16 protein-coding genes are annotated in these 21,856 nt (G+C 46.2%); 6 read left to right on the top strand and 10 right to left on the bottom strand.

The genetic code is table 11. The features are described 5' to 3' along the window. Positions 1 to 58: 58 nt before the first annotated feature. Positions 59 to 517, bottom strand: a complete 459-nt coding sequence (locus tag GVN20_RS20235) for a DUF5606 domain-containing protein (RefSeq protein WP_166560086.1) — start codon at positions 515 to 517, stop codon at positions 59 to 61. A 194-nt stretch (positions 518 to 711) separates the two neighbouring features. Here GVN20_RS20235 and GVN20_RS20230 point away from each other — a divergent pair, with 194 nt between their 5' ends. Beyond that, complete coding sequence (locus tag GVN20_RS20230) at positions 712 to 1,800, top strand: plastocyanin/azurin family copper-binding protein (RefSeq protein WP_166560085.1); 1,089 nt, start codon at positions 712 to 714, stop codon at positions 1,798 to 1,800. A 54-nt stretch (positions 1,801 to 1,854) separates the two neighbouring features. Further along, entirely contained in the window at positions 1,855 to 3,357 is a 1,503-nt protein-coding gene (locus GVN20_RS20225) for a hypothetical protein (protein ID WP_229599133.1), read from the top strand. Here GVN20_RS20225 and GVN20_RS20220 read toward each other — a convergent pair whose 3' ends face one another. The 5 genes from GVN20_RS20220 to GVN20_RS20200 all read right to left on the bottom strand — a co-directional run bounded on the left by GVN20_RS20220 (position 3,358) and on the right by GVN20_RS20200 (position 12,035). Further along, on the bottom strand, positions 3,358 to 4,197 hold the full coding sequence (locus GVN20_RS20220) for a family 16 glycosylhydrolase (protein ID WP_166560084.1): 840 nt from the start codon (positions 4,195 to 4,197) through the stop codon (positions 3,358 to 3,360). Positions 4,198 to 4,324: 127 nt separating this feature from the next. Next, a complete protein-coding gene (locus GVN20_RS20215) occupies positions 4,325 to 7,162 on the bottom strand; it encodes a S8 family serine peptidase (protein WP_166560083.1) in 2,838 nt (945 codons plus the stop codon). Between the two features lie 110 nt (positions 7,163 to 7,272). Continuing rightward, positions 7,273 to 8,334, bottom strand: a complete 1,062-nt coding sequence (locus tag GVN20_RS20210) for a mandelate racemase/muconate lactonizing enzyme family protein (RefSeq protein ID WP_166560082.1) — start codon at positions 8,332 to 8,334, stop codon at positions 7,273 to 7,275. Positions 8,335 to 8,390: 56 nt separating this feature from the next. Continuing rightward, complete coding sequence (locus tag GVN20_RS20205) at positions 8,391 to 9,452, bottom strand: DUF1611 domain-containing protein (protein ID WP_166560081.1); 1,062 nt, start codon at positions 9,450 to 9,452, stop codon at positions 8,391 to 8,393. Positions 9,453 to 9,506: 54 nt separating this feature from the next. Beyond that, positions 9,507 to 12,035, bottom strand: coding sequence for a serine hydrolase (locus tag GVN20_RS20200; protein WP_166560080.1), 2,529 nt, complete (start codon positions 12,033 to 12,035; stop codon positions 9,507 to 9,509). A gap of 218 nt (positions 12,036 to 12,253) precedes the next feature. Between GVN20_RS20200 and GVN20_RS20195 the strand changes: the two genes are divergently transcribed. The 4 genes from GVN20_RS20195 to GVN20_RS20180 all read left to right on the top strand — a co-directional run bounded on the left by GVN20_RS20195 (position 12,254) and on the right by GVN20_RS20180 (position 17,701). After that, positions 12,254 to 12,706, top strand: a complete 453-nt coding sequence (locus GVN20_RS20195) for an Lrp/AsnC family transcriptional regulator (RefSeq protein ID WP_166560079.1) — start codon at positions 12,254 to 12,256, stop codon at positions 12,704 to 12,706. A 170-nt stretch (positions 12,707 to 12,876) separates the two neighbouring features. Further along, the gene (locus tag GVN20_RS20190) at positions 12,877 to 15,918 is read left to right on the top strand and encodes an amidohydrolase family protein (RefSeq protein ID WP_166560078.1); all 3,042 of its coding nucleotides are present in this window, start codon (positions 12,877 to 12,879) and stop codon (positions 15,916 to 15,918) included. Between the two features lie 42 nt (positions 15,919 to 15,960). Further along, a complete protein-coding gene (locus tag GVN20_RS20185) occupies positions 15,961 to 16,338 on the top strand; it encodes a four helix bundle protein (RefSeq protein WP_166560077.1) in 378 nt (125 codons plus the stop codon). Further along, positions 16,316 to 17,701, top strand: a complete 1,386-nt coding sequence (locus GVN20_RS20180) for an amidohydrolase family protein (protein ID WP_206023328.1) — start codon at positions 16,316 to 16,318, stop codon at positions 17,699 to 17,701. The genes GVN20_RS20185 and GVN20_RS20180 overlap by 23 nt, the downstream gene beginning before the upstream one ends. Positions 17,702 to 17,764: 63 nt before the next feature. On the opposite strand, the gene GVN20_RS20175 is transcribed toward GVN20_RS20180, so the two are convergent. The 4 genes from GVN20_RS20175 to GVN20_RS20160 all read right to left on the bottom strand — a co-directional run bounded on the left by GVN20_RS20175 (position 17,765) and on the right by GVN20_RS20160 (position 21,815). Next, the gene (locus GVN20_RS20175) at positions 17,765 to 18,493 is read right to left on the bottom strand and encodes a DUF4412 domain-containing protein (RefSeq protein ID WP_166560076.1); all 729 of its coding nucleotides are present in this window, start codon (positions 18,491 to 18,493) and stop codon (positions 17,765 to 17,767) included. 205 nt (positions 18,494 to 18,698) lie between these two features. Next, positions 18,699 to 19,589, bottom strand: coding sequence for an NmrA family NAD(P)-binding protein (locus GVN20_RS20170; protein WP_166560075.1), 891 nt, complete (start codon positions 19,587 to 19,589; stop codon positions 18,699 to 18,701). Positions 19,590 to 19,668: 79 nt separating this feature from the next. Beyond that, a complete protein-coding gene (locus GVN20_RS20165; protein ID WP_166560074.1) occupies positions 19,669 to 20,256 on the bottom strand; it encodes a TetR/AcrR family transcriptional regulator in 588 nt (195 codons plus the stop codon). A gap of 128 nt (positions 20,257 to 20,384) precedes the next feature. Next, positions 20,385 to 21,815 (bottom strand): circularly permuted type 2 ATP-grasp protein, encoded by a 1,431-nt coding sequence (locus tag GVN20_RS20160; protein ID WP_166560073.1) that lies wholly within the window; start codon positions 21,813 to 21,815, stop codon positions 20,385 to 20,387. Positions 21,816 to 21,856 lie beyond the last annotated feature (41 nt).

The following is a 21,856-nucleotide window of genomic DNA, read 5'->3' as shown; positions in this document are numbered from 1 at the left end:
AAAAAGAGAAAAAGCCGTGACCTTACATCACGGCTTCGTACAAAGTGTGGCGGTGAGACTACTTAGTTTCTTCGGCAGGCTGTTCGCTGCTTTCTTCGGTCGGTTGTTCTTCCGATGATTTTTCAAACACTTCTGGGGCGTAAGCCGTCAAGATATTGTACCAATTGATAATTTTACGAATATCAGAAAGGTATACTTTTTCAGTATCATAGCCAGGCAAAACTTCCGACATAAAATCTACCAACTGATAATCCGACAATGTTTTTGCATCGAGCTTGTTATCTTGGTATTTTTCATGAATGCTTGCAAAGACATCTCCCAGTGGAGTGGCTTTTTCCTCATCCTGCATGAAGATAGAGATATCTTTCAACACCGACACCCGCGCCGAAGCACCAATCATTGATTTTTCGCGCTTGTCGTCCAAACTTTCAACAATTACACCTCCACGACCGGGTTTCAAAATACGGTACAACCCACTTTTACCCGAAAAATTGGCAATTTCTTTCAACAATTCCATATCCAATGGTTATAATAAAACGTTTCAATCCATTTATTGAGCGGCAAAAATAAAGGAATTTCGCGAATCCGTCACATTTTCCCAAAAGCCGCATTTCATTAACGTTCAAAACAGGGATAAATAGGCTATTTTTGTCATTAAATTTTACAAAACGCATTTCTCTCCAAAGAGTTATTTCCCAAACCCACTATTTCATGCGTCTATTTTTAATTGTTTGCGGTCTCTTTATTGCTACAAAAAGCTTTTCCCAATCCGATACCACGATTACTTTACAAGCCATTACGGGGCTTCAATATGACTTAGTAAGGATTGCCGTAAAACCTTTACAAAAGGTAACCATCATTCTTAAAAACGAGGATGATATGGCTCACAATCTGGTGTTTACTAAACCCGGCAAACGCTTATCGGTGGTTGAAGCAGCCATTAAAATGGGCGATAAAGGGCAAGCGGCCAATTATGTACCCGAGTCAGAGGATGTATTGGCGGCGAGCAAAATATTGATTCCCAACACCACCCAAACATTTACGTTTATGGCCCCCAGCGCCGAAGGTTCATATCCGTACGTGTGTACTTACCCAGGGCACGGCTATGTCATGTACGGCGCACTCTACGTGACTACCAAGCCGTTACCCCCCTTGGCCACCGACCCCAACATACCGCCTTCTCGCCAAAACACTGAGATTATCGTCAGTTCTCCGCATCCGTTTGCGCTAGAATACCCGCTTTTGTACCGCACGTTTATGCCTGATTGCAGCCCTGCGGCCATTGCGGTAGCGCTGACATCTACGCATTCGTACTGTTTCGACGCGGGCAAATGTTATCTGCGATACGCCTGGGCAGGCGGGTTTGTGGACAACACCGCCCATTGGAAAGGCAATGGCAATGCGTTTGCCAAAATTCAGGGGAATATATATTTCAAAGATAACGTTACCTACCCGCTGCGCGTGGGCAAAGTCGACAAATTGCCCGATGTGAGTTTCAAAGGATACACCTTAGCAAATCGTTTGCCCACATTCAACTATGCGCTTGACGGCGTTGAAGTAAAGGAAACACTAAAAAGTCTCGCCAATGAAGAAGGCCTGACCCGCGTCTTTACGTTTGTCAAACCGACTACGCAAATATTGTATTTTGTTACCAAGGCCGACGACGGAATCACGTACAAATCGTCCGTAGGGAAATGGCAAAATGGCACGCTGACGATTCCTAAAGGTACCTCAAAAGTGACATTGACCATGAACCGGAATAAGGCACAGGCACCACCCGCTGCCGCCCACAACCATTGATTTTACTATATTTTTAAGAGACGTAATTCGCTCATTTATAGATATTTATTTAGCATGAAAAAACATTCTTCATTCTCTCATATAGTATCGTTTTTGTTCGTTGGTTACTTGCTTTTCGGCTCATTCAACGATTGTTTTGCTCAGCGCGATACCATCACAAATTACTACGAAACCGAACAAATCAAACTGCCCAAAGGCCTACGAGCCGAGACGGGCGGCATGGATTTTATGCCCGATGGGCGCTTGGTAGCGTGTTTTCACTTGGGCGAAGTAATGACTTACAACCCTAAAACAAAAACGTGGAAGAAATTTGCGGAAGGGCTACACGATCCGTTGGGAGTGGTGGCCGTCAGCAATTCGGAGATTTTGGTGGTGCAACGCCCCGAAATGACCCGCATCAAAGATACCAATGCCGACGGCGTAGCCGATGTATACGAAACCATCACCGACGATTTTGGAATGTCGGGCAATTACCACGAATTTGCTTTTGGGCCGTTGAAAGACCAAGAAGGCAACCTCTTTATGGCGCTCAATGTTGCATCCAACGGCGCAGGCATTCGCCCCGAAATACGTGGGCAATACGACTCACTCAGTCGCGAAGGACGGATGTATTCCTGCGTGCCGTATCGCGGTTGGGTCATGAAATACAATGTTAAAACCCAAAAACTGGAGCCGTACGCCTCAGGTTTTCGGTCGCCTAACGGCCTGGGTTTTGACGCTAAAGGCCGACTGTTTGTTTCTGACAATCAGGGCGATTGGCGCGGAACCAGTCCGCTGTATCACGTTGAAAAAGGAAAATTTTATGGTCACGTTGCCAGCTTGATTTGGAAAGAAGGTTTTCCGAGGGTAAAGCCCTTGTCGTTGCCCGTGGCGCAGCTCGACAGCATGAGAACGCGCGAATCTATCGCATTCCCCCATACCGAAATCGCCCACTCTCCTACCCAACCGCTGTTGGATAATACGGGCGGGAAATTCGGACCTTTTGCCGGGCAATTATTCATCGGAGAAATGGATTATCCACGATTGGTACGGCTGCTGATGGAAGAGGTAAATGGCCAATTGCAAGGTGCCTGCGTTGCTTTTGGCGACGGGACGGGGCTACTAAAAGGCAATAATCGGCTGGTATTCGACAAAAACGGCGACTTATGGGTAGGACACAACGACCACGGCTGGGTGGGCGACGAAGGGCTTTCAAGAATTCACTGGAAAGGCAAAGTACCGCTTGATATTATGGCAATGAATTTGACTACGGAGGGCTTCGAACTTACCTTTTCCTTACCCGTAGACCCCAAAATCGCCTCTAACCCTGAACTTTACAAATTTCAACGGTATTACTACAAATACCACCAACCCTACGGTTCTCCTAAAACCGATGTGGCCGATGTGGCTATTAAAGAGCTAACAGTCTCCCCCGACGGCCGTAAAGTGGCGTTCAAACTAGCGGAACTGAAAGCGGGTTACGTGTATGACCTAAAGATGGGAGAACTACAAACTCCCGACGGCAAGTTACTAATGAACAGGGCGGTGTTTTATACTTTGAATCAGTTGAAGAAGTAATTACCGCTGATACACCCGCACATAATCAATCTCATACTTTGAAGGAAATTTTGTACCCGAAGGGTCGCCGCCGTTATCGCCGCCGATGGCGAGGTTGAGCAGTAGATAATGGGGTTGCATAAAAGGGTTTTTGCCTGAGCCATCGCGGTTGACGGTTTGAGAAAGCTCCACAAAATTAAGCAGTTCGTTGTCTACGTACAGCCGAATGGCTTTTTCGTCCCAATCCATGCGCCAAACGTGAAATTTCTTGCCCCAACGGCGGTCTTCAAAGGTTTCGATGGGTTTCTTAAGGTCTTGCCAAACGCCCTTAAAACGCGTCTCGCTACCCCAAGCGATGTTGGCCAGCAGCATTCCCCGGTAAAATTCCATAATATCAATTTCGCCATTGCGCGGCCATTCGCCTTCTACGCCCAGCGTCCAGAAGGCGGGCCAGAGTCCAGCGCGGGTGTCGATACGAGCACGCATTTCGATGCGCCCGTATTTCCAACTGTGCAGTCCCTGCGTTTTAAGGCTCGACGCGGTGTATTCGATTTCTTTTCGGTTCTTTTTCCAGTCCTGACTGTTGGGGTCGTAGTTTGGATTTGGGCGGTTTTCGCGGCGCGCTTCGATGATGAGTTTGCCTTTTTTGCAATAGGCATTTTCGGGCTGGTACCACTGCAATTCGTGGTTACGTACAAACCCCTTTTCAAATGTCCAGTTGTTTTTATCAGGCGCACCATCAACGTTAAATTCATCGGCCCAAACAAGGCCCCAACCAAAATATTCACGTTTTTTTTGGGCTTGCACTGATACCGAAACAATGAACAATAAGCAAAGAAGGCTGCGAAATTGACGCGTCATTTTAGTGTATTTTGCGGGTTTATGAACAGGTTTTATGTGCCAAAGCCCTCACCTGCCTCAAAACTACTTTGTTCAGTTTTTATTTTATCATTATCCCCATCCTACCCTAAAAGCCTCCATTCAGGCTTCAATTATCACAACCTATTCCAGTTTGCGCCGTAAAAACACTGTTTCCGCTTGCGCTAAAACCTGGGTTTAAAAGAATGGCATTGTTGGCTCGGTATTGAATTTGAGCGGGAGTTTCTATTTCGTTAGAGGCCGTAATGGTCATTCCCGTAAAAGTCTGCACCGAATTGGCGTAGATTTTGTCCGTAATCAACACATTCGTCAGCGGTGATACAAAAGCGACGGTATTGGACGTAATGGGCGCGCAGGTAGCTAGTGAATCTGTGCAGGTGGCCGAATAATTCATCGGCGTGGATGGCGTGACGAGAAGCGCTTGACTCTTTTTACCGTTCGACCACGATATTTTATTCGTTGGACAGCCGATGGCCAACAGCAGGTACGTTTTTGTCGAACAAAGCGTGACGGGGCTTGTCAACGGCGGCGTATTGCCAATCACCACACCTCCTACCATGGTTGAATCAACTATTATATACTGATTATTAGTGTCTTTGGCCACCTGAAGTGGTTGATTTTTTAGAAAATTATTGAACGTACTATCGTTGGCTAAGTTCATTGAAATCGGAAATACGTAGACCTGAGGTATGGGCATCACTGTCACAGTAACGGGCGTTCTGGGGCTTGGACAAAGCCCTTCGCATTTGGATTGCACATAAAAGGTTTGTGCTCCCACGGTCGTGGTCAAGGCTAAATACTCCGCTCCCGAACCTAAAAGCGACCCTCCCGTGGCGGAATCCCACCAAGTAACGGTCGGTGCCAGCGTTGGGCTGTTGGTGGTAAGGGTGACTGAAAAATTTTTGACACACAAGGGGTCAATATAGCCATTGTCTTCGGCCAAAAGTGTCCATGCGCCATTGGGTTCTTCATTGATAAAAGCCGACAATGATTGAGTGGGAGCAAATGTACCCGACACTGGAAGAGAGTTTGGAAGTATCGAGCTTGCCCCCTCTTCAAAAACCGTCGTTACAATTCCCGAAGTAGTTGTTCCAGGCGCATAAGTGTTTGCTGCAATCAACGTAATGACCGTTCCGGATGGAGATTTAAGTTTAAAAGAGACTTCTTCGTTGAAGGGCTTACCTCCCCCATCAGCTGCATCGCAGGTGTTTTCGTCGCCTTGGTCTTTTTTCTCCCACGTAATCGACACTTTTGCCGAAGTGATTAATCCGCCCAAGCCCGCGGCATTTACGCTTGGATCGTCGCCATTTTTACTAAATCCGTCATAACCCACGGTCGGTCCGTTATACGTAAAAGTCGTAGGGCCTGAGTAGTTGCAGTCAGCAGCATTGGCCAACAATCCGTTTCCGATGGTTAAAGGCGTACAATACGAGACCTCTTTGTTGGTTACACTCGGTGCGGCCGTAGTGAGCGTATTGTTTCTTACCTCAACCGTACTAGAATTGATAACGCATTGCTGTTTTGAAATTATCACTTGGTAGTCATTGGCGGAACTAACCACCAATGAATCAGCGATATTCGTGGTTTCTTCTCCATTCACCCGCCATTTATAACTTAGGCCCGGACCCGTATTGGCCGACAACGTAACCGATTCCCCCTCACAAAGATAAGTTGAGCCATTGGCCGTAATCGTTGCCGAAAATATCCCCTGTGTGGAGCAAGAAATCGCTTTCAACAAGTTGATTCTACCCGCCCCTAAAAGCCCAATTTGGGTAGGATTGGCGGCGTCGATGTTATCAGCGGTGTTGACTAAAATACTTTCAAGCTCCGCAGGAGTCAACGTAGGGGAGCACGACCAAATATAACCTAATACACTCGCCACCAACGGAGTAGCCATCGACGTCCCATTAAAAGAGGCGTATCCATCAGTGGGCACTGTACTTAAAATACCGCGCCCCGGTGCCGAAATATCCACCCAAGAACCATACGTAGAAAACGAGCTTCGCTTATCGTCGGCATCAAGGCTGGCTACCGAAATCACATGGGTATACGCCGCTGGATAACTTTCCACATCATTGTTGTTGTTTCCCGCCGCCGCCACAATCACAATTCCTTTAGAATGCACATAGTCAATCACTTCCTGCTCAGCCTGCGAATACCCTGCCCCGCCCCATGAGAGGCTGATGATTTGGGCCCCATTATCGGCTGCCCAAGTGATGCCTTCAAATCCGTTGTAGATTCCCAGCGGGCTTCCGCCGTCAGGTGTGGCTTTTACGGGCAAAATCTTGATTCGGTTGTTGGAAGCCGACGCGATTCCTACCGTGTTATTGCTCACGGCGCTGAGGATTCCCGCCACGTGTGTACCGTGGCTAAAGCTGGTATTGGGAGGATTGGGGTTATTGTCGTTATCCGACAAGTCACGCCCAGGGAGCATATTGGCCTGTAAGTCAACGTGGTTTGTTTGAATGGCATTGTCTACCACCGCCACCACAATGTTTGTATCTCCAGCATTTACATCCCAAGCTTCAAATGCTTTGATTTTGGTTAAAGACCACTGTGCCCCCACAATCGAGTCATTGGGTGTAGCAATGATTGTTCGAAAAGGCACTTTCTCAACGTATTCAACCTCGGGATTTTGCTTGAGCAAATCAATCAGGGCATCTATTTTGTCTGGTTTTTTTACCGTAAGGCGGTATATTTTTTGAAGTTTTTCAGAACTCTTGGTGAAGAATGCACGGTTCATTTTTGTCAGGACAAATTCGGCAGCAAAATCTTTTAAAAATGGAAGCTCTCTCTCGAAATTGACCGTAGCCGTCAAAGTTCCGACGGGCTTATTAGTAACTTTTAGGTATATTTCTCCGTCAATAAAATCTTTGTTAATTTTCTGAGCAAACGAAAAATAAGAAAAAAGAAGGCTAAAAAAAAACAATGGAACACGCCTAGTCATACCGCACTGATTTTTGGATGCTGTTAAAAAGTAATATTTGACCAAGACGAAGTTAGGAAAAAACAATCATTTTCTACTTTCTTTCCTTCAACTTGACCCTTATCGGCTTTTTAACTAAGTCCCAACCCTGCCTTTCTGGTCAATTTCATACATCCATTTTCTAAGATAAACCCACCACTTACCACATCTTCAGCCAAGTCAAAACTACCATCCAAATCAAGGTAACGGGTGTTGGAACAGGCAAATGCCGCGTGGAGTGCCGCCGTAATACTCACAATACTTTCGTCATTGCAACCCCAAAAAAGGTCTATACCCGCGTGTTGGGCAATGTTAGCAATTTCCAACGCACTTATGATTCCACCGCATTTCATCAGTTTGATGTTGAAACTACCAAAAGGCTGTGGTTCCTGCGCTAATTGCAACGCATAATGCGCATCTTTGAGAGACTCGTCGGCCGTTAAAATCCGCCTTTCTTCCTCTTTCAAAACCAGCAACTCTTGCTCTTTTCCAACCAACAAAGGCTGCTCAATCAACTCTAAATCAACGTATTGTGTAACCTTCAAAAATTTTTGCAAATCAACCAATGCGTAACCTTGATTGGCATCGACTCTGATTTTGAGTTTATTTTGAAAACGTTCGTTCAATTTCAAAACCCGCTCAATATCTTGCTCAACGTTCTCGCCCGTTTTTACTTTCAGCACTTTGAAGCCCAGTCTGACGTACTCCGCGGCCTCTTTAAGCGTATCCTCCACCGACATGATTCCGACGGTCACGGATGTAGGAAGTTGCATTATTTTTTGGCCGTAAAAATCCACCACTGGAATTCCTAAAAACTGCCCAAAGGCATCATGTAGGGCAATATCAAGGGCGGCCTGCGTGCCGGGCAACTGCGGAAAATGGCGTTTTACTTCGTCAATTAATTGCCGAAAATGCCGAATGTCTCGTCCTACGAGGTTTTCAAAAAAGGCAGATTGACAGTTTTTAAAAGTCTGTTTGCAGGTTTCTCCCACTACCTCTTCTGCGGGGCTTGCTGCCCCCTTGCCCACCAGGCCGTTTTCTAGCTCTACTTCTAAAAACACATTTTCTACATCCGAAAACGTATACCCCGCAATGCTGTAAGGCTTGCTCAACGCCAGATTTTTGAGATAAGCTCGAATCAATTTTATTTTCATGTAAAAACCCAAAGGTTAACGGCCTAAAGACGTCTTAATCAGCCTTGTTTGTGTCATCAACGCGCCACGCTCAAGCGCGTCAATTCTTTCAAAGTTGGCATTAACTTCTCCACCCCTTCTTCCAACGGTATCAGCACAGGAATTTGCAGTTGTTGCTCGTAATGTTTCTGGTAATCAAGCGCTTCCTGGGCTGAGCAGTCTTCCGTATTCAACGCCAAGGCAATTACTTTTGCCCCAAATTTTTCAATGATTTCCACTTCTGATTCCACACTCGGAATCCTGCCCCAATGGGGCTCATTGTCAAAATATTTCCGTTTGGGCGCATGAACCAAAATAACGTGTTTGGCATTTCCAGAAATCAAAAACTCCAACCCGCACGGCCCACTAGGATTGCGCAACGACGATTGTCCTTCCACCAAAATCAGGTCGGCATGGGTTTCTTTCCAACACGAAACAATCGCGTGTTCGACCTCGCCCGATACAAAATCGTTGAGGGTCGAGTCAAAAATAAAGCCGTATTTACCACCTTGCAACCAACCCGTTTGCCCCGTATAAATCATCTGGGCGTTTATGCCTTGGCCTACGCACATTTGACGAACCATCCGTGCCGTGGTACGTTTTCCGAGAGCACAATCCATGCCGATGACGGCAATAATCGGGGCCGTTACGTCGTAAATCTCTCCCGTCCAGAAGTGTAAATCTTGGCGGGATTTGGGTTTACGAACGTCAATCAACTGCACTTGATGTTGCGCCGCAAGCGCCACAAGTTCAGGTTTTTCAGTCAAGTATTCGTGGAGTCCATTGACGATGGAAATCTGCTGTTGGATAGCTTCTTTTATAATATTCAACATATTTTCGGGCAAAATGCCGCCCACCGTTGCCACTCCAACAATCAGATAATCAACCTGTTTCAGCTGAACAAGTGCGCTCAAAAGTGAATCGAAAATGGGGATATTTCTGGCCTTTCCGTCTAGCACATCGCCTGCGTCGCGACCAGCCGTGGGTGGGTCTATTACCCCAACGATTTCGTAACGCTCGGTGCCTCGAATCAAGCCGTGGGCCGTTTTGGCATCGTTGGTAGTAAGCAGGCCGTTGGTTAAAATAATGGCTTTGTTCATGGTGTGTACCTTTTTTTATAACCTCAAACAAGGGCGTTTAGGCTTTGTTGATTACTATTTTCTTTTGATAAATACCCCGGGGAATTTACCCGTAGTTTTCTGCGACTCATAAACGAGTTGGCCGTTGACCCACACTTTTTCAATCCCCGACGAAAGCGCCGTAGGGTTTTGAATATTGGCGTTGTCTTTCACGGTCTCGGGGTTCAACAGCACCAAATCGGCATAGTATCCCGATTGTACAATTCCACGGTCAGTAATTCCTAGATGCTCCGCCGTTAGCCCCGTCATTTTATGAATGGCGGTTTCTAAAGGCATGATTTTTTGGTCGCGTACGTACGTTCCCAACACCCGCGTAAAAGCCCCATGCCCACGGGGATGCCCACGCCATGCGCCATCGGAACAGATATTTGTATGCGACCAACTCAGAAAATTCGTTATATCAGGCCCATCCATCGACTTTCCCATAATTGCCTCAATTCCACCCTCATGCTCTGGATTTTTCTGCTCAAACTCTGCCGCTTGTCCAATCAAAGCCATCAAAGTTTGTGAGGGTTTTTCTTGGCGAAGCGCGGCAATTTGAGAGAGGGTTTTGCCAGCGTAATCTTTATTGGGCGCAAACCGCACCACCACCGATTTTTCGGGGTCACATAGTTGCGTTACGGCAAACTCAGCACTTGCACTATTTGTATAATCTCGGTTGGGGAAAAGCACCCGCAACGTGGAGTTCCAAAAATCGTACGGGTAACAATCGGCCGTGATATTTACGCCTTGGGCGCGGGCTTTTTGGAGCTTGCCCAACAGTGCTGACGCGTTTCCCCATTGGTCACGTTTGGCAATTTTGATGTGCGAAATCTGAACTGGCATTTTGGTTTGTTTACCGATTTCAATGATTTCATCAACGGCTTCATCGAGATTAATGTCCTCGCTTCGAATATGGCTCATATATCGTCCACCAGACTCCGCCGCCACTTTGGCCAATTCCAATACTTCGTCCCGATTAGAAAAAAAAGCCGACTCATATTCTAACCCCGTCGCCAATCCCAGCGAGCCTTTTTTCATTTCGTCGCGCAGCAAAATCTTCATCTTTTCTACCTCTTGTGGCTTGGCGGTTCGGTATAAACTCTTGGCTCCCATCGCTTTGGCCCGCAATGTAGAATGTCCTGTGTAGGTAGCGACGTTGATAGCCACGGGCCGTTTTTTGAAAAAACTTTGGAGGGTATCCATCGGTGTACTGCCACCGTCTTGGCCAGTCACAATCGTCGTAACTCCCTGATTAAGTGCCGCAATAGCGTCGGGATGTTCTTCCAACCCGCCAAAATGGTGGCTGTGACTGTCAATAAAACCAGGCGCCAGCGTCATTCCTTTCCCATCGGTTACCGCTTCGTTGGGGAAGGGCGTTAAATCACCGATTTCCCATATCCTGTCGTTTCTCAAACGTACAGCCGTTTGCTGACTGGTAGAGCCTGTGCCATCAATGAGTTTGATGTTCGAAATCAGTTCAGTTTTGGGCAACATTGGCGCATTACCCGCCAAAACGTCTTTTACCACTTTCCTTACCGTCGCATCGGTAGAATTGGAAAGGACAATAATCGTTTGTTTTTTTTCAACGTTTCGGATAATCTCATTGAAAAATCCGACCCAACTTCCGGTGTGTGACATAACCTTCCCGTCATTTTCAATAAACCATGCAAAACCATAAGGATGCGTTTGGCCGTTGTTGAGTTTAACGGGCGTGATGGCCTCCTGCCACGTAGCGGTGCTGACCAATTTTTGGGTATACAACGCCTGCTCCCACTTTAATAAATCTTCAACCGACGAATATACATTGCCATCGCCAACGACCCCGTCCAAACGGATTAAATCATTGGGTACATTCCGTCCGTTTTTTCGCTGATAACCCATTACTCGATTGATGGGTGATTGTTTCATACGCAGGCAATAAATATAGGTATCATTCATACCCAACGTCCTCGTAATCTGTTGTTTAAAAAAATCTTCAATGGGCATACCCGCCGCTTTTTCAATTACCGAAGCCAGAATCACATAGCCTGTATTGTTGTACTCCCATTTTTCTCCTACCCCAAATTCTACGTAGGGTTGATGGGTTTTCAACAGCTGAAGCAGTTTTTCGTTGGTCAGTGTATCGAGCGTATTGTTGTGTTTCTGGGCCAGCTCAAAATATTCGGGCAAACCGCTCGTATGAGTGAGCAGGTGACGAATGTTTATTTTTTCGTAGGGAAAATCGGGCAAATGTTTCTGCACTTTATCGTCAAACTGTAGTTTCCCTTGCTCTTTCAACATCATGACCATCATCGCCATAAATTGCTTCGAAATCGAGGCCAAATTGAAGGATGATGTCGTTTTGAGCGGCACCTGCGTTGCCAGATTGGCAATGCCCAACGCTTTTTGGTACACTATTTTTCCATTTTCTGCCACCAAAACCGCCCCACTGAACGATGCCCGTTGGTGCAAAATCGTCAATGCCGAATCCAACGTTTTCAATTTTGAAGAGCTGTATTGAGCGTAAGAATGCTGAATGCTCAACAGCACACAGAGTACCGAAAAGAATCGTTTGATTGCCATAAAGTTGGGGTTGAAAATTTCGATATAAGATTCAGGAAGGAGTTGGCAAAGCGTAAATCAGCCTGCCGATTTGATTCTTAAATGTTGATGAAGTGTAGGCGAAAGTAGTTTTTTATTCTTTAAACAAGGAATTTATTAGTTACAAAAAATAGTATTTTACAAAAAATAAGCATATTTTGCTTTAAATAAAATCAAATAACCCATCATAAAAGCAAATTATGCTTGACGAAACTGACCTCCGTATTTTGGCGTTGTTGCAGCAAAACGCCAAGTTGACCATCAAAGAATTGGCCGAAGCTCTTCACCTGACTACCTCTCCCGTTTTTGAACGTATCAAACGCTTGGAAAAAGAGGGCTACATCAATAATTATGTGGCATTGGTCAACCCCGAGAAAGTAGGCCGCGGACAAGTAGTATTTTGCAACGTTTCAATGCCCGTTTATACCCCCGAAAACATCGAAACATTTGAGAAAATTGTCCGTCAGATGCCGCAGGTAATGGAATGTTATCATCTGGCAGGAATGGTTGATTATCAACTGAAAGTCCTCGTCAGAGACATCAAAGAATACGACAGTTTCCTGAAAACATTTGCCGAAATTCCGATGGTAAAAGTCCACAGCAGTGTAGTGGTATTGCACGATGTGAAGTACTCTACCGAAGTACCGTTGTAGGAAAAACAATGGCTTTTATTTTACAATGAAAGCGCCGAGCCAGTACATTATCCAAAACATTGCATCATCTTTTCAGTAAATAACTGCACTTTTTTACGCCTTCCTTTTTTTCAACATTTTTCCAAAGTAGCTTTGGAAACCGTAACCTAATCTAAAATCCGTATTACTTCATGAAAAAACTGATTACCCTTCTCATCACGCTATCGGTATGTTCGTGCATCTGGGCCCAAACGCCCACTTTCCCCCGCAATGGCGTTTATGACGAGCGCCCCGAATTGTACGCTTTCACCAACGCCACCATTTACATTGATGCGCGCAACGTACTCGAAAATGGCACTCTACTCATCAAAAATGGCGTCATCGTTGGCGTGGGCAAAGACCTACAAATTCCCAACGGAACCGTCGTAACCGACCTCAAAGGCAAGCGCATCTATCCCGCCCTGATTGACATGGAATCGGACTACGGAATGCCCGAAGTCAAACGCACCCAAGGTGGCGGACGCGGCACTCCACAGCAAATTGAATCCAACAAAAAAGGCGCTTACGGGTGGAATCAAGCCCTTAATCCTGAAACGGAAGCAGGGAAATTATTTACCGTTAACAACGCCAAAGCCGATGAAATGCGTAAGTTGGGCTTTGCCACGGTGCTCACTCACCACCACGACGGCATCGTACGCGGTAGCGGTGCGCTCGTAACCTTGGCTACCGATAGCGAAAACAGCGTCATTGTTCGTAGTCCCGTTTCGGCCCATTTATCGTTCAGCAAAGGCTCTTCTGGCCAACAATACCCCAACTCACCCATGGGTGCGATGGCGTTGTTGCGCCAAACTTATTACGATGCCGAATGGTATAAAAACGCGGGTAAAAATGTTGAATACAACATCTCACTTGATGCTTTTAATGCCCTGAGTGGATTGCCGACTGTATTTGAAGCAACCGATAAATGGAGCTTGCTCCGGGCCGATAAACTGGGTGACGAATTCAAAACGCAATATATTTTTCGCGGTAATGGCGATGAATACCAGCGCATTGACGAAATAAAAGCAGCTGACGGTTCACTCATTGTTCCGCTCAACTTTCCAGCGGCCTTCGATGTAGAAGATGTTTGGGATGCCGACAACGTGAGCCTTGCCGAAATGAAACACTGGGAAATGGCTCCCGCCAACGCGGCGGCCTTGGAGAAAGCGGGCGTTAGTTTTGTACTGACCTCGGCATTGCTAAAAACAAAAACGGAATTTTGGACCAACCTGCGCAAAGCCATTGAATACGGTTTGTCGGAAACCAAAGCACTGGAAGCGCTCACGACGGCTCCTGCCCAGCTCCTCAAATGCGACGATAAAGTAGGAAGTCTCAAAACAGGTGCTTGGGCCAATTTTATCATTACTTCGGGCAATTTGTTCAACGCCGATAATGTCATCTACGAAAACTGGATTAGGGGCAAAAAATACATCATCAATAACCTCAACCAAGCCGATATTCGGGGAACGTACAACTTAAGCATGGAGGCTGAAAAAGGGAAATTAATCATCAGTGGAAAACCCGAGAAGCCTGAATATCAAATTGTACTGAGCGACACCGTAAAAATTACGCCGAAAGTAACTTACCTCAACGATCTGATTTCGCTCAATTTTCAACCCGACCGAAAAGCTCCCAATGCAACCACCCGCCTGACGGGTTACCGGGAAGGTACGGGATTTAAAGGAAGCGGCGAAACCGCCAAAGGCACGCCTACCAAGTGGGAGGCTACCTTGCTGGAGCCCATAAAATTGACCGAAGCACGCCGCGACTCGACCCGCAAACCTGCTCCGAATGTAGGGAAACCGTTGTTTCCATTTGTTGGATTTGGAAATAGTGAGAAACCAAAATCAGAAACGTTGTTGATTAAAAATGCCACCGTTTGGACCAGCGACGACGCAGGGATATTGCCCAACAGTGATGTATTGGTGGAAAACGGCAAAATTGCCCGCATTGGCAAAAACCTCTCTGCCGCCAACGCCCGCGTGATTGACGGCACAGGCAAACACCTAACGCCTGGTATCATCGACGAGCACTCACACATCGCGCTTTTCTCCATCAATGAGGGTGGTCAATCCAGTTCCGCCGAAGTACGCATGAGCGATGTTATCAACCCCGACGATATTAATATTTATCGTCAATTGGCGGGCGGCGTCACCATGTCGCAGTTGTTGCACGGCTCCGCAAATTCCATCGGTGGGCAATCGGCCGTGGTGAAGTTGAAATGGGGTGGCAATGTTTCGGATATGCTCCTGCCCGAAGCGCAGTTTATTAAATTTGCCTTGGGTGAAAACGTAAAACAGGCCAACAGCGGTAATCCAACGAGCCGTTATCCGCAAACACGCATGGGCGTTGAGCAGGTTTTTATGGATCATTTCACCCGCGCCCGCGAGTATGAGCGCGCCTGGGATTCGTACAATTCTATGAAGACCAAAATTGGAATGCCCGTGCCTCGCCGTGATATTGAACTGGACGCGTTGGTTGAAATTCTCAACGCTAAGCGCTTCATTACTTGTCACTCGTATGTACAATCCGAAATCAATATGCTTCTGAAAGTGGCTGATTCTTTAGGCTTCAAAATCAACACGTTTACACACATTTTGGAAGGTTATAAAGTAGCCGATAAAATGAAAAAACACGGGGCCGCAGGTTCATCCTTCGCCGACTGGTGGGCGTATAAAATGGAAGTAAAAGACGCGATTCCGTACAATGCCGCCATTTTGACTAAAGTGGGCGTATTGACCAGCATCAACTCCGACGACGCCGAAATGGCCCGCCGCCTCAATCAGGAAGCCGCCAAAGCGGTAGAGTACGGCGGCATCGCCGAAACCGAAGCCCTTAAAATGGTGACCATAAATCCCGCCAAAATCATGCACTTAGATAAGCGTACGGGCAGCATCAAGACGGGCAAAGATGCCGATTTGGTATTGTGGAACAACCACCCGCTTTCTATCTACGCCCGTCCGGACTATACCATTGTGGAAGGGGCGATTTACTACTCCACCGAAGGTGATGACAAACGACGCGACGAAGTAGAAAAAGAACGCGCTCGTTTGGTACAGAAAATGATTTCGGCCAAAACGGGCGGCGCTACCGCCATCCGTCCGCCTTTCCGCCGTCAGCGTATGTGGCATTGCGAAGATGTAGAGGGCGTAATGGCAGAGGGCGAAGAGCAAAGCGAGGAGGAAAAGAAATAGGAAAAAAGAAACAAGAAGTAGGAGCCAAGAATTTTATACATCATGGATAATAAAACACCCATCCAAACTTTCCGAGATTTACAAGTTTATACTTTGGCTCATCAATTAGCCATGAAAATTTTTTGGCTCAGTACAAAATTTCCTTCTGAAGAAAAATACTCCTTAACCGATCAAATACGACGTTCCTCTCGCTCCGTTGCTGCAAATATTGCAGAAGGTTGGGGAAAGCGAAGATTTGAAAATACATTCAAAAGACATTTAATCGACTCCTTCGGCTCACTTGAAGAGACTAAATGTTGGTTATTATTCGCTTTAGATTGTCTGTATATTAGTCAAGAATCATACAAAGAACTAACTACCGATACTGAATATCTCGGTGCTAAACTTTCGAAATTACATGAGAACTGGAAGACCTTCTAACTATCCCATAAAAGTCCATAAGTTATATTTAGCTCAGGCATCTTATTTCTTAGGGCCTATTTGTTATTTCTTACTTCTTATTTCTGGCCTCTTATTTCAGCCCGTATCGGCACAAAACCCCGCCCCTGCCAAGCCCCAAACCAAGCCTATTGCACTGGTGGGTGGCACGGTTCATGTAGGCAACGGAACCGTGATTGACAAAGGAACGGTGGTCTTTGACAAAGGAATCCTTACCGCCGTAGGCGATGCGAGTACGACTTTTGACCGCAACGCCACCGAAATCATTGACGTAACTGGCAAACACCTTTATCCGGGCCTCATTGCCATGGGCGCCACAACGGGCTTGGTCGAAATCAGTTCGGTTCGGGCCACTACCGACAACCAGGAAATCGGGGGGCTCAATCCCAACGTTCGGGCATTGGTTGCGTATAACACTGATTCTGAAGTTATTCCGACCTTACGCAACAATGGATTATTGCTTACCCAAGCGACTCCACAAGGTGGTACGATTTCGGGCTCATCGTCGGTGATGGAACTCGACGGATGGAACTGGGAAGATGCTGTTCTGAAAAAAGACGATGGCTTGTGGCTGACGTGGCCGCCATTTTTTGCCCGTGAGTTCAACTTCGAGGATTTTTCGGTAAGCCTCCAACGAAACAGCCGCCGTCAGGAGGTAATCAATAATCTTGCGCAATTGTTTTCGGATGCCCGCGCGTACAGCCAAATCAAAAATCCAAGCATTACCAATCTCAAATTGGAAGCGTTGCGGGGGCTATTTAGTGGCAATCAAAACTTGTACATCCGCGCCGACAACAGTAAAGACATTATCGAAGCTGTCAAATTTGCCAAATCGCACGGGGTTCAGAAACCAGTCATTGTAGGAGCAGAAGATGCGTTGCGGGTGGTAGATTTTCTGAAAGAAAACAATATTCCCGTGGTCTTGGGAGAAACCCACCGCCTCCCCAACCGTCAGGATGAACCCGTGTATCAGCCCTATCAACTGCCTTCGTTGCTGCAAAAAGCGGGCGTCACGGTTGCGTTAAGTTATGGCGAAGCCTATTGGCGTACGCGCAACTTACCTTTTGTAGCTGGAACCGCCGCGGGATTTGGGAACCTCGACCGCGAAGAAGCGTTAAAAATGATTACGTCTACCCCCGCCAAAATACTGGGCATTGACAAACAGGTAGGGACGTTGGAAAAAGGGAAGCTGGCCACGCTCGTGGTCTGCAAAGGCGACATTTTGGATATGCGATCCAACGGCATTGAACACGCTTTCATCAGGGGTCGTAAGACCGACCTCGACGACCGCCACAAACGCCAGTACAAAAAATACAACGACAAATACGATATCGGAAACAAATAAAGGCTTATACAATACTTGCCAAGACTCGAAATGGAGACGCGGAGTCTTGGCAAGTATTAATCATTATTGCTTATTGCCGTGTTTTTTTATCATTTCTTCCATGATTTTTTTACGCTCGGCAGGCGTCATATTCTGGATTTTGTTTGGATCAATGGACGTCCCTTTTTTATAGTCCGCGGGAATGCTGAACAGAGCGGCCGACACGGGCTTAGTATCGTATTTTACCAACTCCATCGTCATCCCCCCTTCTTTATTTTTCATTTGCGTTTTGACCACAAAACCTTCAGCACCCGCTTTTTTCAGTTCGCCGTACATTTGGTCATTGCCGCCGCTCATGCTTGATTTCCAATAACCCATCATGCTTTCATAGCCAGCAATATCTTTGGTGGTCCACATATCCATGGGGCGGTTGCTCATGGTCACCACGATGTGTGTGCAATTGAGGTTTTGAAGCTTTTCTTTTCCTACCACTTTTACCGTCACTTTAGCGGCGTTGGGGTCTTTGGGGGCCGAATTGGTATTTACTTCTGTGTAAGTTTTAGCCCCTTCATTCAGCATAATCATGGTATTGGGCTTATTGGGCAACATCAGCATCACTTGCTTGTGCGATATTCCCGGCATATTGAGACTGGTTTCCATCCGCACTTTTCCGCTCGCAAATTGCATTTTGCTGGTCGATACATTACTTTGCCCTTGCCCCGACATGGTCATTCTGTATTCAATCGTTCCTTGTTGTGCTTGTACAGAAATTGCTCCCGCCAACGCAAGAGTAAGGGTTAAGAATTGTTTCATAGTATTGATTTTTATAGGAAAGATATACAACGTCGGTTGTTATGATTTTGTATGGTAAAGTTATTTAAAATCAAAAAAGGGCCATTAGCCCTCAAACGCCTACCAAGGCAACACTTCCCATCAATTCTAAAATTATCAATAAAAACCCTAATCATAAATGAGGATAAGGGCGATTGTGAAGGACTCAACAACCGCCCTTAAAGTCTTAGCTTACCGCATTAAATGCCACGGCAAATTCTTTTTTAGCAAAATCTTCAAACGTTGTCGGTGTGGTATTGGACGCATCACGCTCGTAACCATTGAGATACTCTCCCGAATTTAAGCCCGCAAAAAGCTCGTTGTAACCGTCGGCGATGGTTTCGGGAAGGCCCGCGCCAATCATCCCCGCCCGGGCATCTTCGGGCGAAAACTGTACATAGTGAAAAGGCTTTCCAACAGCATCACTCAAAATAGCGGTTGCTTCCGTCATGGTATAATCGGCCGCTCCCGCCACAAAAACATGTGAATGACCTTCAAAATCAAGCGTTAAAAAATGCTTAACGGCCACTTCTGCAATGTCGTGCGTATGCACCAACGGAACCTTTAAGTCCGCGTTGAGCGCATACCCCTGAATCCCTGCGGCCTTGATTAAGCCGATGTTGCCTAAAAAATTCTCCATAAAATAACCTGGGCGCAAATTGAGCACGTTCAACCCTGCTACAGTTTTGAGTGCCTGTTCTAAATCATACAATCCACTCACTGGCCCGGCACCCGTCGGCATGTGTGCCCCCATTGAACTCAAGACCACGGCGTATTTTACGCCCGACCCCTGCAATGCGTCCACAAAATTCTGAATGATTTCACGCTGATACGCCCGCCAATCGGTAATGTTCCACTTGGGCGGAACCATCAAATAAACGGCTTCGGCACCTTTGAATGTTTCTTTCAGAAATGCGGAATCTTCTAAATCACCGACGGCCAATTGGGCTCCTTTTTCGGCCAATGGGCCCCCCTTCGTAGCGTTGCGAACAACGGCTTTTACTTTTTTTCCTGCTGCAATCAGCTCTTCGACAATGATGTGCCCGGTGTGTCCAGTGGCTCCCGTAATAACGTACATGTTTCTTTGGTTTTAATTAATTTAAATTTGTTTTTTATTATACATACATACTAGTTGGTATGTACATGTGCAAAAAAAATCAGGCTTTAAGTCCTTCGGAAAATTGTTTTAATTGAGCAATAACCATTTCAAAAGCGGCCCGACTTTGCATGGCTTTGGCCACGCTAAAACCTCCTTCAATCGCCGATAAGTAGAAAAAAGCGGTCTGAGTTGGGTTAAAATCAAGCTTAAATTCTCCTGCCAATTGGGCATTTTTTAGGCCTGTCTCAATCTGTAACTGCATTTGGTGGGTAATTCGGTGCAATCTTTTGCGAAACCCTTCATCCAAAGGCGGCATTTCCTGCGTAAGATTGGTAAGTGGGCAACCAAGCTTGATTTCTTCATCAGTTTTGGCAAAATCTCGATATGACTCTAGTACCTCCAATAAAACAACGCCAAAATTTTTCTCGGCACGTTCAAACGATTGCCAGATTTTTAGGTAGTGAGGCCCCAGCAACTCGTCTAAAATAGCGTACCCTAAATCAAACTTATTGGGGAAGTAATGATACAACGCCCCCTTTGTAATACCCATTTCAGCCACCACTTTATCGGCACGAACTCCCTGAAAGCCATTTCGGTGAATGGCTTCGTAGTTTTTGTGCAATATTTCGGTGCGTGTATCTGTCATTGTGCCACAAAGGTAAACATACTAATTAGTATGTCAAGTTTTTTATCAATTATTTTTGAAAAAAATAAGCCCCTTATGAAAAGAGGCCTACAAAAAGAAAAAGCAAAATTACTATAAAATATTAATTATCAGTACGTTACCCAAGTATCTTTTCCGCCCCCCCCTTGAGATGAGTTTACGACCAACGAACCTTTGCGCAAAGCAACGCGCGTGAGTCCGCCCGGAATGACGTTGATACCGTCACCGTAAAGAATATAAGGGCGCAAATCTACGTGGCGACCTTCGGCGTGGTCGTCCACGATACAAGGCACGCGTGAGAGCGAAATCACGGGCTGGGCAATGTAGTTACGGGGGTTGTCTTTGATTTTCTGACGGAACAATTCGTGTTCTTCTTTGGTCGCTTTCGGCCCAATCAACATTCCGTAGCCTCCTGCTTCGTTGGCTTCTTTAATAACCAGATTTTCTACGTTTTCAAGTACGTATTTCAGGTCATCGGCTTCGCGACAAATGTACGTTTGAACGTTGGGAATCATGGCCTCTTGATCCAGATAATACTTAATAATGCGCGGCACGTACGCATAAATCACTTTATCGTCAGCTACGCCCGTTCCAGGCGCATTGGCAAGGGCTACGCGGCCTTTTTTGTACACATCAAATATTCCTGGAATCCCAATGAGCGAATGCGGATTAAACGCCTGCGGGTCCAAAAACGTATCATCCAAACGACGGTAGATTACATCCACAATCTCAAACCCACGGGTTGTCCGCATTTTTACGTATCCTCCCGAAACCACCAAATCGCGGGCATCAACGAGTTCAACGCCCATTTGCTGCGCCAAATAAGAGTGTTCAAAGTAAGCAGAATTATAAATCCCAGGCGTCAGTACCACAATGTTTGGATCGGGACGGTCGGCAATAAATTTAAGCATTTCAAACAAACGCGCTGGATAATCAGATACTGGCCGTACACCCGTGCGGGCCAAGACCTCGGGAAAAATCTGCTTTGACAACTCTCTATTTTCCAGCATATAAGACACGCCCGACGGGCAACGGAGGTTATCTTCCAAAACCATGAATGTTCCGTCGTCGCCCCGAATCAAATCTGTACCTGTGATATGACACCAAATTCCTTTCGGGGGTTTTAACCCCTTGCAGGCTTCGAGATAACATTTTGAGGTTTCAATCAAATCTCTCGGCACCACTCCATCATCCAGAATTTTCTGGTCGTTGTAAATATCATCAATAAACATATTCAGGGCCGTAATCCGCTGAATAAGTCCTTTTTCCAGTCGATTCCAGTCCTCGCCTGCTACTACCCTCGGGATAATGTCAAGCGGCATAATACGTTCGGTTCCTTCTCCTTCAGAATAAACATTGAACGTGATCCCCATTGACATCAGCGCCCTTTCGGCGGTATGCTGGCGATTCATCAATTCGGTTTGCGTCAGTTGTTCTACGCGTTGTTTAAATGCCTCACAGCCGGGGCGAATCTTGCCGTCCGACGAAAACATTTCATCGTAAAACTTCTCGGTGTCATAATTTTTAAAAGAGAAATGCATAATGGCGAAAAAGTAGGTGAGTTATTTGTTTTGCCGAACAA

It is taken from the genome of Runella sp. CRIBMP (assembly GCF_009905605.1).
Taxonomy (GTDB): domain Bacteria; phylum Bacteroidota; class Bacteroidia; order Cytophagales; family Spirosomataceae; genus Runella.
The sequence above is the reverse complement of the archived record's forward strand: the minus strand, read 5'-3'. Positions and strand labels throughout refer to the sequence as shown.